This window comes from Bacteroides sp. AF25-5LB (genome assembly GCF_003602965.1).
GTDB classification, from domain to species: domain Bacteria; phylum Bacteroidota; class Bacteroidia; order Bacteroidales; family Bacteroidaceae; genus Bacteroides; species Bacteroides uniformis.
Genome location: NZ_QTMC01000005.1, coordinates 144,113 through 156,994 on the forward strand (window position 1 = coordinate 144,113; position 12,882 = coordinate 156,994).

The 12,882-nt window shown below is 47.0% G+C and carries 11 protein-coding genes; 6 read left to right on the top strand and 5 right to left on the bottom strand.

All coding sequences use genetic code 11. From position 1 onward, the window contains the following. Positions 1-12: 12 nt before the first annotated feature. Complete coding sequence (locus tag DWY57_RS07760; RefSeq protein ID WP_117600880.1) at positions 13-1,368, bottom strand: MATE family efflux transporter; 1,356 nt, start codon at positions 1,366-1,368, stop codon at positions 13-15. A gap of 118 nt (positions 1,369-1,486) precedes the next feature. On the opposite strand from DWY57_RS07760, the gene DWY57_RS07765 reads away from it, so the two are divergent. From DWY57_RS07765 to DWY57_RS07775, 3 genes are all read left to right on the top strand, one after another. After that, positions 1,487-2,134, top strand: a complete 648-nt coding sequence (locus DWY57_RS07765) for an HAD family hydrolase (protein WP_117600879.1) — start codon at positions 1,487-1,489, stop codon at positions 2,132-2,134. A 69-nt stretch (positions 2,135-2,203) separates the two neighbouring features. After that, the gene (gene panB, locus DWY57_RS07770; RefSeq protein WP_025832138.1) at positions 2,204-3,025 is read left to right on the top strand and encodes a 3-methyl-2-oxobutanoate hydroxymethyltransferase; all 822 of its coding nucleotides are present in this window, start codon (positions 2,204-2,206) and stop codon (positions 3,023-3,025) included. Next, a complete protein-coding gene (locus DWY57_RS07775) occupies positions 3,006-3,983 on the top strand; it encodes an MFS transporter (protein ID WP_117600878.1) in 978 nt (325 codons plus the stop codon). The genes panB and DWY57_RS07775 overlap by 20 nt, the downstream gene beginning before the upstream one ends. Here the strand turns inward: DWY57_RS07775 and DWY57_RS07780 are convergent. Beyond that, positions 3,959-4,330 (bottom strand): diacylglycerol kinase family protein, encoded by a 372-nt coding sequence (locus DWY57_RS07780; protein WP_117600877.1) that lies wholly within the window; start codon positions 4,328-4,330, stop codon positions 3,959-3,961. The two genes, DWY57_RS07775 and DWY57_RS07780, sit on opposite strands and share 25 nt — an antisense overlap. Positions 4,331-4,346: 16 nt before the next feature. Further along, positions 4,347-6,566: a RelA/SpoT family protein gene (locus tag DWY57_RS07785; RefSeq protein WP_119961541.1), complete on the bottom strand. Its 2,220-nt coding sequence runs from the start codon at positions 6,564-6,566 to the stop codon at positions 4,347-4,349. A 105-nt stretch (positions 6,567-6,671) separates the two neighbouring features. Between DWY57_RS07785 and DWY57_RS07790 the strand changes: the two genes are divergently transcribed. Both DWY57_RS07790 and purT read left to right on the top strand, forming a co-directional pair. After that, the gene (locus DWY57_RS07790; RefSeq protein ID WP_117600875.1) at positions 6,672-8,189 is read left to right on the top strand and encodes a DUF4301 family protein; all 1,518 of its coding nucleotides are present in this window, start codon (positions 6,672-6,674) and stop codon (positions 8,187-8,189) included. A 139-nt stretch (positions 8,190-8,328) separates the two neighbouring features. Then, a complete protein-coding gene (purT, locus tag DWY57_RS07795) occupies positions 8,329-9,495 on the top strand; it encodes a formate-dependent phosphoribosylglycinamide formyltransferase (RefSeq protein WP_057089426.1) in 1,167 nt (388 codons plus the stop codon). A gap of 69 nt (positions 9,496-9,564) precedes the next feature. Here the strand turns inward: purT and DWY57_RS07800 are convergent, their stop codons facing one another. Continuing rightward, the gene (locus DWY57_RS07800; protein ID WP_119961542.1) at positions 9,565-10,059 is read right to left on the bottom strand and encodes a PepSY-like domain-containing protein; all 495 of its coding nucleotides are present in this window, start codon (positions 10,057-10,059) and stop codon (positions 9,565-9,567) included. A gap of 83 nt (positions 10,060-10,142) precedes the next feature. After that, entirely contained in the window at positions 10,143-10,976 is an 834-nt protein-coding gene (gene ispE / locus DWY57_RS07805; RefSeq protein WP_117688994.1) for a 4-(cytidine 5'-diphospho)-2-C-methyl-D-erythritol kinase, read from the bottom strand. Positions 10,977-11,279: 303 nt separating this feature from the next. Here ispE and dnaB point away from each other — a divergent pair, with 303 nt between their 5' ends. Then, on the top strand, positions 11,280-12,851 hold the full coding sequence (gene dnaB / locus DWY57_RS07810; RefSeq protein WP_008664493.1) for a replicative DNA helicase: 1,572 nt from the start codon (positions 11,280-11,282) through the stop codon (positions 12,849-12,851). Positions 12,852-12,882: the final 31 nt, after the last annotated feature.

Consider the following 12,882-nt stretch of genomic DNA (forward strand, 5'->3'; position numbering starts at 1 on the left):
CGGGATCCACCGTTAATCTTTCGTAAATCTACTCTTGACAGATAATCGGGTATTATATATCCATAAAGCTATAACAGCCGTTACAAAAGCAAAGAAGTCCGATACCGGCATACATATCCAGATGCCGTCCAGCCCAAAGTAATGCGGGAATATCAGTAGTCCCGGCAACAGATACAGTAATTGGCGTGTCAGCGATAAGAAGATACTGATTTTCGCTTTCCCGATGCTTTGGAAGAAATTGCCGATGACAATCTGTGCGCCTACCAGCGGGAATATGGCTACGGCAATGCGCACGCCTCTGGAAGCAATATCTATCAACTCTTCATCACTGGTAAAGATGGCAGATATGGCATGGGGGAACAATTCGCAGATAAGGAAACCTGTACTGGTGATACATACTCCGGCAATGATGGTCAGACGCAGGGTAGCCTTCACACGGTCGTGTTTTTGCGCACCGAAGTTATAGCCTACAATCGGTTGCATTCCCATCGTCAACCCCAATACAATCATTACATAGAGTACCAGCAGCCGGTTGATAATGCCATATGCCCCGATGGCCATATCGCCTCCGTACTGTTGGAGGCTGTTGTTTACGATAATCACAATGACACATGCCGTAACATTCATTAGGAACGGTGACATACCGATGGATAATATACTGCTGATGATGCGTTTTTTCATCTTCCAGAACCCCCGTTGCAGACGTACCACACTTGTCTTTTGCAGGAAATGGCTTACTACCCACACCATGCCGATGAACTGCGAGATGACCGTTGCCGTTGCAGCTCCCCGTATTCCCCAGTCAAATTGGAAGATGAAAATGGGAGCGAGGATTATGTTACAGACTACCGTTACCATAGACGTAAGCATCGCTTTCTTGGGATATCCCGTGGCACGCATGATATTGTTCAGGCCAATCATGGTATAAGTGACGGGGGTACCCAGTAATATCACCTGCATGAAGTCGCGGGCATATGGCAACGTATCATTGCTGGCACCGAAGAAGCGCAGAATATCATCCAGGAATATGAATGAGATGCCGCCGAATATGAATGCATTGACCAGGCAGAACATCAGTGTGTTTCCCAGGACTTCGGTAGCTCCGTCCAGGTCTTTCTGTCCCAGCCGGATGGATGAAATGGTAGAGCCGCCTGCCGATACCATCGTACAGAAAGCTACGACCAGATTCATCAGAGGGAAGGTGATGGCAAGTCCGGCAATGCCCATGGGACCTACGCCATGGCCAATGAAAATGCTGTCGATGATGTTGTACAACGAAGTAATCGTCATGCCTATAATGGCCGGAATGGAATACTGCACAAGCAGTTTGCCAATGCGCTCGGTTCCTAATATATGCGGGTTGTTCATTTGATATGAGTCAATTAAGGAGTGCAAAGATAAGAAATATTTGTTTGGTTCGCAGATTATTCTCACCTTTGTGCACTATAGTGTTTTGGTATTAACAGATTTAGGTAAAAGAAAGTTTATGGACACAACAAAAGCAACCGCCGTACTTTTTGATTTCGACGGCGTGGTGGTAGACACGGAGACACAGTACAGTCACTTCTGGCATGAAATGGGAAAGCAGTATTTGGGTATGGATGATATTGAAGGTAAAGTGAAGGGCCAGACGCTGGTCTATATTTATGACACCTTTTTTCCGGGCATGGTGAAGGAACAGGCCGAAATTACCGAACGGCTGAACCGCTTTGAACAGGAAATGTCATTCGACTTTATTCCCGGAGTGCTTGACTTCATTGCCGACCTACACCGGAATGGGGTGAAGACTGCCGTAGTGACCAGCTCCAACGAAGCGAAGATGGCAGCTGTCTATCGGGTTCATCCCGAAATAAAGACTCTTTTCGACCGTATCCTTACGGCCGAGATGTTTACGGCTTCCAAGCCTGCACCGGATTGTTTTCTGTTGGGTATGGAGGTTTTCGGCACAACTCCCGACACCACATATGTATTCGAGGATTCTTTCAACGGGCTGAAAGCCGGCATGGCTTCAGGAGCTACCGTTATAGGGTTGGCAACCACCAATTCCCGTGAAGACATAGCTCCGTTGTGTCATTATGTATTGGATGACTTTCAGGGATTCACTTACGATAAATTAACTCAATTGTACAAGTAATCAGAAAAAGGATTACCTTTGCGCCGAAAATTAAATTGAGTAATTGTAAATTGCCAAATTGTAAATATTATCATGGGTTATATTTCAGACGACACTCGTAAAGTGACTACACATCGCCTTGTTGAAATGAAGCAAAGAGGCGAAAAGATATCAATGTTGACATCTTATGACTATACTATGGCGCAGATTGTAGACGGTGCCGGTGTAGACGTGATTCTGGTGGGAGATTCCGCTTCCAATGTAATGGCAGGCAATGTCACCACGCTTCCCATCACGCTCGACCAGATGATTTATCATGGCAAATCCGTGGTTCGCGGTGTGAAGCGTGCTATGGTCATCGTCGACATGCCTTTCGGCTCTTATCAGGGCAACGAACTGGAGGGATTGGCTTCCGCTATCCGTATTATGAAAGAAAGCCATGCCGACGCCCTCAAACTGGAGGGAGGCGAGGAAATCATCGGTACGGTGAAACGTATCCTTAGCGCCGGTATTCCTATCATGGGACATCTCGGACTGATGCCCCAATCCATCAATAAGTATGGAACATATACTGTCCGTGCCAAGGATGATGCTGAAGCCGAGAAACTGGTACGCGATGCGCATTTGTTGGAAGAAGCCGGATGCTTCGGACTGGTATTGGAGAAGATTCCCGCCGCATTGGCTGCCCGAGTGGCCAGTGAGTTGACTATACCCGTTATCGGCATCGGTGCCGGTGGCGATGTGGACGGCCAGGTGTTGGTGGTTCAGGATATGCTGGGTATGAATAACGGTTTCCGTCCTCGTTTCTTGCGTCGCTATGCTGACCTGCATACAGTGATGACGGATGCCATCAGCCGTTATGTATCTGATGTGAAGAACTTAGATTTCCCGAATGAGAAAGAACAGTACTAACAAACTTATGACACTCAATTTTTGGCGGATGTGTACGGCAAATCTGTTGCTGTACATATCCGTCTATATGCTTTTTCCTTTGCTCCCTTTTGTGATGGGAGAGCAGTTGGGTGTTTCCGTCGGACAGGCGGGCAGCATGTTTCTGGTTTTTGCGGTGGCCATGTTTGCTGTCGGTCCTTTTCATGCCTATCTGGTCGATGAATATAAAAGGAAGCACGTGCTCCTTTACTCCACACTCATTATGCTGGCGGCTGTTCTGGGATATGCCTTTGTGGATGGTTATACGAAATTTCTGCTGCTTGCCGCTGTGCAGGGAGTATGTTTCGGGCTGGCAACCACAGCGGGCATTACGGTGGCCATCGACATAACGACTTCCACACGCCGCAGTGCAGGAAACATGGTATATGCATGGGCTGCATGCTTGGGCATGCTGGTGGGTGTTATGTTGGGCATTGGAATGTATAAGATGTATGGTTTCCGTATGGTGACCTATCTGTCCGTAGCGGTCGGACTGGCCAGCATATTTTTCGCATCGAGGGTATATGTGGCTTTCCGTGCTCCGATAGGCGTGTCGCTGTGCAATATGGACCGTTTCTTATTGCCGCGTGCATGGGTACCTGCCATCAATATGCTGCTGATTGCTTTTGTACCGGGAGCATTGCTACCGCTGATGTTTGTGGGCGATTATTGGTCATTGGCGGCATTGGCTGTACTGGTGTTCATTACAGTCCCGTTCATGAAGATGTTTGTCAAATTGTCGCACCACTGCCAGCGTGGAACGGCAAACACCACTTGCCATTTGTTTATGGAAGCAGGGCTGCTGGTGGGCATGGCTGTGGCTTGCCACCTGATGGACAGAGTACAGATATACCATGTGGCATCTGTTGCTGCTATGCTTGCCGTATTTTTCTTTGTGCTGCTGACCTATCCTTATTATAAGAAGAAGCGGGTGAGGTAAGGGATAAATACAATCAATCCTATAATGGCCGCCGTTGCAGCACATACCAATACTGCTCCGGCGGCTATGTCTTTTACTTGCCCTGCAATGGGATGTCGTTCCGGAGAAACCAGGTCGACCAGCTTTTCAATGGCGCTATTGAACAGTTCAGCTGCTATCACCACTCCGATGCAAAGAATAACAATCATCCAATCGATCCGGGTAATCTCCAATAAGAATCCGGCAATCACCGTAACCACCGTGGCAATCAGATGGAAGCTCAGGTTCTGTTCTTTTCCTATGCAGCACCGGATACCTTTCCAGGCATATCCGAAACTGCGCAACTGCTTTTTAAAGTCGTACTTCATGGATTATAGTTGTCATTTAATTCCTTGAAACTTGTTTCACTCCCTTTACCGTCCTTAGTTTTTTGACAAGTGCTTCCAAATGTCCCGTGTCGCTTACCATGATGGTCAGCGTTCCGGAAAACAGCCCGTCATGCGAGTCAATACCGATGCTTCTCAAGGTAATACCCGTTTCTTTGGAAATGATGGAAGTGATGTTGGTCACGATGCCGATGTCATCGTGTCCCACTACGCGCAGGGTGATGGGGTACTGTGTACCTTGTGACTTTCCGGCCCAGCGTGCTTTCACGATACGGTAGCCGAAACGTGAGTGCAAATCACTGGCATTGGGACAATCGCAACGGTGTATCTTGATACCTCCCGTTACACTGACAAAGCCGAATACATCATCTCCATAGATGGGATTGCAGCAGCGTGCCAACTTGAAATCTAATCCTTTCAGATTTTGGTCAATGACCAGTACATCTTCTTTAGTACCTATCTCTTCCGGTATGCCTTGTTGAAGGTTATAGCCTTCAGCACTGCGGTAGACAATATCGTCACGTGTGTCGTTTTCCCGTTTTTGCTGTTCAAGATATTTGTCTATAATCTCGTTGACATCCAGCACTTCATCGGCAATAGCCTGGTAGAAGTCTGTCACTACCTTGAAGCCGAGGCGCTTGATGAGGCGCATCATGGTTCCTTCATCATACTCTATTTTCCGGTTCTTGAACTTGCGTTCCAGGGTTTCCTTGGCGAAGGCGTGCTGGCGTGCAGCCATTTCCTTCAACGCCTGGCGTATTTTGGTACGCGCCTTAGAGGTGGTTACGATGTTCAGCCAGTCCTGCTTGGGTGTCTGCGTATTCGATGTCATTATCTCTACTTGGTCACCGCTATGCAGCATTTGCTTCAACTGTACATTTTTGCCGTTCACTTTGGCACCGATGCATTTGCAACCTAGTTTGCTGTGAATATGAAAAGCAAAATCGAGCACAGTGGAGCCTTTAGCAAGTTTGAACAAATCGCCTTTCGGGGTAAATACAAATACCTCGTCTTCGTACAAATCCAGTTTGAACTGGTCCATCGTTTCCAGTCCGTTGCTGTCCGAGCTCTCTAAGGCTTCGCGTACGGAAGTCAGCCATTCGTCAAGACCAGATTCACCTTTCACTCCTTTGTATCGCCAATGGGCGGCCAGGCCTCGTTCGGCAATATCATCCATGCGTTCGGTACGTATTTGTACTTCCACCCATTTGCCTTCGGGACCCATCACGGTGATGTGCAGTGACTCATATCCGTTGCTTTTAGGTACGGACAGCCAGTCGCGTAGCCGTTTCGGGTTAGGCTGGTACATATCTGTTACGATGGAGTAGGCCTGCCAACATTCCAGTTTCTCCTTGTCCAGGCAAGAGTCCAGAATGATGCGGATGGCAAACAGGTCATACACGCCTTCGAAGGGGCATTTCTGCTTCTTCATTTTCTGGTAGATGGAGTGGATGGACTTGGTGCGTCCTTTGATATGGAACTTCAGTCCGGCTTCTTCGAGCTTCTTCTGTACCGGTGCAATGAAGGCGGCAATGTACTTGTCACGCGATGCCTTGGTCTCATTCAGTTTTTCCTTGATATGGTAGTAAACGTCCTTTTCTGTGTATTTCAATGAGAGGTCTTCCAGTTCCGACTTCAATTTATACAGACCCAGCTTATGGGCAAGGGGCGCATAGAGATAGGCCGCTTCGTTGGCTACCTGCCGGCGGGCTTCATCGTTCTTGCAATCTTTTATCTGCCGCATGATGTTTACGCGGTCGGCAATCATAATGAGAATGACACGCATGTCCTCGGCGAAAGTCAGCAACAAGTTGCGGAAATTCTCGGACTCGATGGTAGGGCTTTTGGAATAAAGTTCGTTTACACGTATCAATCCCCGGATGATGCCTGCCACGTCCTCGCCATAAATTTGCTCTACTTCTTGGGCGGTGCAAGTACCGCAGCGCACGGAGTCGTGCAGCATGAGTCCCAGAATGGAGGCGCGCTTCATGCCAATTTCTTCCGCTACGATGACAGCCGTTTGCATATCTTTGATGACGGGATTCAAACCGAATATATCACGCTGGATACGGTTGTTCTGTATAGTGTTGACAAGATGTGTTTTCAGCTTTTTGCAGTCCCCCTTCTGGAGGGTTTCTCCGGAAAGTTGCAACAGTTTGCGGTAGAGCGAGAAGAGTAAATCTTTCTCTTTAGTAGTGAAAAATTCATCAGTTTCCATAATCGTCCGTATTTTATGCTTCAAAGGTAAGTTTTTTCTTCATTTTCTTGACGGCAGTTCTGCTTTTTTTGTATTTTTGGGCATGAATTAATAAAACAAGATATTATGATAACACCGCAAGACAAAGAGTTGCTCGAAAATAAAGGCATCTCCGAAGAACAAATAGCCGAACAGTTGGCTTGTTTTGAAAAGGGTTTTCCATACTTGAAACTGTCTGCCGCTGCTTCTGTAGAGAAGGGGATATTGGCTCCGGATACGGATGAACAGAAGAAATACCTGGACGCTTGGGAGGCATATACACAGACCGATAAGGTGGTAGTGAAGTTTGTACCGGCTTCGGGTGCTGCTAGCCGTATGTTCAAAAACTTGTTTGAGTTTCTTGGAGCAGATTATGATGCCCCCCAGACAGGCTTTGAAAAGACTTTCTTTGAGAAGATAGAGAAGTTTGCCTTCTATGACGACCTGAATATCGCTTGCCGGAGAACTGCCGGAAAGGATATATCGGCTCTGCTTGCTGCCGGAAACTACAAGGCGGTTGTTGCAGCCTTGCTCGAAGGGGCCGGACTGAATTATGGTGCGCTGCCCAAAGGACTGCTGAAGTTCCATAAGTATGAAGACGGTAGCCGTACGCCGTTGGAAGAACATTTGGTAGAAGGGGCCTTGTATGCTGTCAATAAAAATGGTAAAGTGAATGTACATTTCACGGTTTCGCCCGAACACCGTGCCTTATTCAAGGCTTTGGTGGACGAAAAGGCTGCCGCTTATGCTAAGAAGTACGGGGTGGATTATAACATCACCTTTTCGGAACAGAAACCGAGTACTGATACCATTGCTGCCGATATGGAAAACAAACCGTTCCGTGACAATGGCAAACTTTTGTTCCGTCCGGGCGGTCATGGTGCATTAATTGAAAACTTGAACGACCTTGATGCGGATATTATCTTCATAAAGAATATCGACAATGTGGTACCCGACAAACTGAAGGGTGACACCGTATTATATAAAAAGCTGATTGCCGGTGTACTGGTAGCTTTGCAGCAGAAGGTATTTGCCTATTTGCAGTTGCTTGAAAGCGGGAAATATACACACGAACAAATTCTTGAAATCCTGCAATTCCTGCAGAAGCAACTCTATTGCAAGAACCCGGAGACGAAGAATCTGGAAGATGCCGAACTGGTGATATACCTGAAAGAAAAACTGAACCGTCCGATGCGCGTCTGCGGTATGGTGAAGAACGTAGGCGAACCAGGTGGAGGTCCGTTCTTGGCATACAACAGTGACGGCACTATCTCTCTGCAGATTCTGGAAAGTTCGCAGATTGATATGGACGATCCGGAAAAGAAGGAAATGTTTGAAAAGGGTACCCATTTCAATCCGGTGGATTTGGTTTGCGCTGTACGTGACTATAAAGGACATAAGTTCAATCTTGTGAAGTATGTGGATAAAGCCACGGGGTTCATCTCCTATAAGTCCAAGAACGGCAAGGACCTGAAGGCGCTTGAACTTCCCGGTTTGTGGAACGGCGCCATGAGTGATTGGAATACTGTATTTGTAGAAGTGCCTCTGACTACATTCAATCCGGTAAAGACGGTGAATGATTTGTTGAGAGAACAGCACCAATAAAGGAATTTACTATTAGACGATTTACTATTTACTATTGGCTGTGCTGTAATCGGGTAGCGGATGGTGAATAGTAAATCGTCTGATTGTATAGTGTTGAATAGTAAATTGAAAATTGTCAAATAGTAAATAAATAGATAGGATGAAAAAGATTTTATTGTTGGGTTCTGGTGAACTGGGCAAGGAGTTTGTAATTTCCGCCCAACGCAAAGGTCAGTATATTATCGCCTGCGATTCGTATGCCGGAGCGCCTGCCATGCAAGTGGCAGATGAATGTGAAGTATTCAGCATGCTTGATGGAGATGCTTTGGAACGCGTGGTACGCAAACACCAGCCGGATATCATTGTTCCGGAAATCGAGGCTATCCGTACGGAACGTCTGTACGATTTCGAGAAAGAAGGCATTCAAGTGGTGCCCAGTGCACGCGCTGTGAACTTTACTATGAACCGTAAGGCTATACGCGACCTTGCAGCTAAAGAGTTGGGACTGAAAACAGCTAAATATTTTTATGCCAAATCTCTGGATGAACTGAAAATTGCAGCTGAAAAGATAGGTTTCCCATGCGTGGTGAAACCGCTGATGTCCTCTTCCGGCAAAGGCCAGTCTCTCGTAAAGAGTGCCGACGAATTGGAGCATGCTTGGGAATATGGCTGTAATGGTAGCCGTGGAGACATAAAAGAACTTATCATTGAGGAATTCATCAAGTTCGACAGTGAGATAACATTGCTCACCGTAACGCAGAAGAATGGCCCGACCTTGTTCTGCCCGCCTATCGGCCATGTGCAGAAGGGTGGGGACTATCGTGAAAGCTTCCAGCCTGCCCATATTGACCCTGCCCATCTAAGGGAGGCGCAGGATATGGCAGAGAAAGTGACCCGTGCCTTGACCGGTGCCGGATTGTGGGGAGTGGAATTCTTTCTCAGCCATGAGAACGGTGTCTATTTCTCCGAACTTTCTCCACGTCCGCACGATACGGGTATGGTAACCCTGGCCGGAACCCAGAATCTGAATGAGTTTGAATTGCACTGTCGTGCGGTGCTTGGTCTGCCTATCCCTGGCATCAAGCAGGAGCGTATAGGAGCCAGTGCTGTCATCCTCTCTCCGATAGCCAGTCAGGAACGTCCCAATTATCGTGGCATGGAAGAGGTTACAAAAGAAGAGGATACTTATCTGCGTATTTTTGGCAAGCCTACTACCCGCGTAAACCGCCGTATGGGTGTAGTGCTGTGTTATGCACCTCTTGACAGTGATCTTGACACGTTGCGCGACAAAGCGAAGCGTATTGCTGATAGGGTAGAGGTATATTAATGATTGGTGATGAATGATTGGTGATTTGTTGATGAATGGATACCATCGACAAATCACCAATCGTCAGTATTAATCATTGAAAAAGAGTCCGGGATAGATCTCTCCTCCAAGTTCTGTTACATCGAGGCTTTGTAATAGTTTTCCATCCGGAGCATAGAACAGTTGGAATTCTTCATCGGAATTGTATTGTTCCACCTCAATTATAATCACTGTGGGATGTTTGGGAAAGGTGATGATTCTTACGTCCCTTAACTTCATGCCGGCCATTGTACTGCTCATGAATGCTTCTGCCACGGGAGTCGGCACTTTTTCCAGTGACTCTACATCCGTTTCAGTCATGACCCACTCCGCTTGTTTATTGAACCAGACATCAACTTCCTGACTATCTGCAATAAATTCTGCCACGTAGCAACCGGCCATTTGCTCCCATTCCACATCCGTTGCTTGAGGATAGAGCTTTTGAAAAGCTGTTTGTATATTTACGGGAAGACGTCCTTCCGCAAAAGCGGACACTGACAGCAAGACAAGTAGTCCTGCCAGAATACCGAATTTGAACTTTTTCATAATCAAGGTTGTTTTGAGTTTTCTGTAAGAACAACCTTGTTGTGTTTTTGTTTCCGGAAATCAGTATATTGGTTGATGCATTTTTAAACATCAGTGAACCGGCCTTTGTATACAAAAGCTTTTTCTCCGAAATCCACTTCCGGCAATACGGCATCTTCCTTGAATAATCCGTAAACAGATGACCCCGAACCACTCATGGAGGCATATACAGCTCCTTGCCGATACATCTCTTCCTTGATTTCTCCGATAGTGGGAAATTGGGGGAATACGCTTTCTTCAAAGTCATTGACCATTCGTCCGTTCCATTCTTCAACGGGAAGTTGGGCAATTTCTTTCAGAGACATTTCCGGATGATGCGGTTTTATTTTTGCAAAGGCATCCCGTGTAGAGACGAAAATGTCCGGCTTCACCAACCATATCCGATATCCTTTCAGTGAGAGGGGAAGGGGAGAAAATATGTTTCCGATACCTTCTGCGTAAGTCGGACGGTTTCTGATGAAGAAGGCACAATCGGCACCCAGCTTGGCGGCATACTCTTCCAGAGTGTCATCCGGCAGTCCGAGTTCAAACTTATTATTCAGAAGCTTCAGCATGAAGGCTGCATCGGCCGAACCGCCACCCAGTCCGGCTCCCGAGGGAATATGCTTGAAGAGATGGATGTCTACCGGAGGAAGGTTGAATTGGTCGTCCAGCAACTTGTAGGCTTTCACTACCAGGTTGCTCTCTGCTTCTCCCTCAATTTCCAGACCTGCCTGATGCAGACGGAACTTTCGGTTTCCTTCGTTCAAGATATTTATTTCCAAAGCATCTTCTATGGGAACCGGATAGAAAATGGTTTCCAGATTATGGTATCCGTCCGGACGCTTCTCTGTGATATTCAGTCCCAGGTTTATTTTGGCATTTGGAAAAGTCAGCATGGCGTTGAAAATTAAGAATTAATAATTAATAATTTAAAATTAAAAGGGGAAGCTATGAAGTGCAGCTTCCGAAGACAAAGTTAGTGATTTCTGTTCATAGTAGATTGAAAACTTAGCAATGATTTATTTACCGCTTATAAATAAATTCGCTTATCTTTGCCATACGAGCGAAGATAGGCTGCACCTCAACATAACTTTTTCATGCAAGCATGAAAGTTATGTATTCGGTTTGCATTATCTTTGCTTCCCCTTTCTAAAAGGGAAGTTCATTTAATTTTTAATTTTCAATTATTAATTCTTAAAGTGGCAGAACAAAGAAGAACATCCCGTACTCCGAAAGGAAAGGCACCACAGCCCGTAACAGACTACGGACGTATCCAGCCGCAAGCGCCGGAGCTGGAAGAAGCAGTCTTGGGAGCCTTGATGATTGAGAAGGACGCTTATTCGCTGGTAAGTGAAATTCTTCGTCCGGAGTCATTCTATGAGCATAGACATCAGCTGATATATTCCGCTATTACCGATTTGGCCGTGAATCAGAAGCCGGTCGATATCCTCACCGTGAAGGAGCAGCTTTCAAAGCGGGGAGAATTGGAGGAAGTGGGCGGCCCGTTCTATATTACCCAACTTAGCAGTAAGGTGGCATCTTCTGCACACATCGAATATCATGCACGTATCATTGCGCAGAAAGCTTTGGCACGTGAATTGATTACTTTTACCAGTAATATCCAGAGCAAGGCTTTCGACGAGACGCTGGACGTGGACGATTTGATGCAGGAGGCCGAAGGAAAACTGTTCGAGATTTCCCAGCAGAACATGAAGAAGGATTATACACAAATTAATCCTGTCATTGCCGAAGCCTATGATTTGATTCAGAAAGCTGCTGCCCGTACCGATGGTTTGAGTGGCTTGGAAAGTGGGTATACCAAGCTGGACAAGATGACTTCCGGATGGCAGAAGTCCGACCTCATCATTATTGCAGCCCGTCCTGCCATGGGTAAAACGGCGTTCGTACTTTCCATGGCGAAAAACATTGCCGTGAATTTCCGCAATCCCGTAGCGCTGTTCTCGCTTGAAATGAGTAACGTGCAGCTGGTGAACCGTTTGATATCCAACGTGTGCGAGATTCCGAGTGAGAAAATCAAGAGTGGTCAGTTGGCGGACTATGAATGGCAGCAGTTGGATTACAAACTGCGTGACTTGCTGGATGCTCCGCTTTATGTGGACGATACGCCTTCTTTGTCGGTATTCGAACTCCGTACGAAGGCACGGCGTTTGGTACGTGAGCACGGAGTAAAGATTATCATCATCGACTACCTTCAGCTGATGAATGCAAGCGGAATGTCTTTCGGTAGCCGTCAGGAAGAAGTTAGTACCATTTCGCGCTCATTGAAAGGTTTGGCCAAGGAGCTGAACATTCCTATCATCGCTCTGTCGCAGTTGAACCGTGGTGTGGAGAACCGTGAAGGCGAGGAAGGCAAGCGTCCCCAGTTGAGTGACCTTCGTGAATCCGGTGCCATCGAGCAGGATGCCGATATGGTTTGCTTCATCCACCGTCCCGAATATTACAAGATTTATACTTCTGCCGATGGCAGTGACTTGCGCGGTATGGCGGAAATCATCATAGCAAAGCACCGTAACGGTGCCGTGGGGGATGTGCGTCTGAGGTTTATCGGACAGTACACCCGTTTCCAGAATCCCGAGGATGATATGGTTATTCCACCTCCGACGGAGGGTGGAGGAGCTACATTTGGTTCACGTATGAATGCGCCTATCGGAAGTACGGCAACACCGCCACCTCCATCGGCTGCTGATTTTCCGCCACAGACGGACAACCCGTTTGGAGGTGTGGGGTCGGACGGGCCATTGCCTTTCTGATGTATTTTTATGGCTACACCCTTTGCCTTGA

Bases quoted from the DNA above. Each gene is read 5' to 3' on its own strand.
- DWY57_RS07760 (WP_117600880.1), bottom strand. From the start codon at position 1,368: ATGAACAACCCGCATATATTAGGAACCGAGCGCATTGGCAAACTGCTT.
- DWY57_RS07765 (WP_117600879.1), top strand. From the start codon at position 1,487: ATGGACACAACAAAAGCAACCGCCGTACTTTTTGATTTCGACGGCGTG.
- DWY57_RS07775 (WP_117600878.1), top strand. From the start codon at position 3,006: ATGAGAAAGAACAGTACTAACAAACTTATGACACTCAATTTTTGGCGG.
- DWY57_RS07780 (WP_117600877.1), bottom strand. From the start codon at position 4,330: ATGAAGTACGACTTTAAAAAGCAGTTGCGCAGTTTCGGATATGCCTGG.
- DWY57_RS07785 (WP_119961541.1), bottom strand. From the start codon at position 6,566: ATGGAAACTGATGAATTTTTCACTACTAAAGAGAAAGATTTACTCTTC.
- DWY57_RS07790 (WP_117600875.1), top strand. From the start codon at position 6,672: ATGATAACACCGCAAGACAAAGAGTTGCTCGAAAATAAAGGCATCTCC.
- purT (WP_057089426.1), top strand. From the start codon at position 8,329: ATGAAAAAGATTTTATTGTTGGGTTCTGGTGAACTGGGCAAGGAGTTT.
- DWY57_RS07800 (WP_119961542.1), bottom strand. From the start codon at position 10,059: ATGAAAAAGTTCAAATTCGGTATTCTGGCAGGACTACTTGTCTTGCTG.
- ispE (WP_117688994.1), bottom strand. From the start codon at position 10,976: ATGCTGACTTTTCCAAATGCCAAAATAAACCTGGGACTGAATATCACA.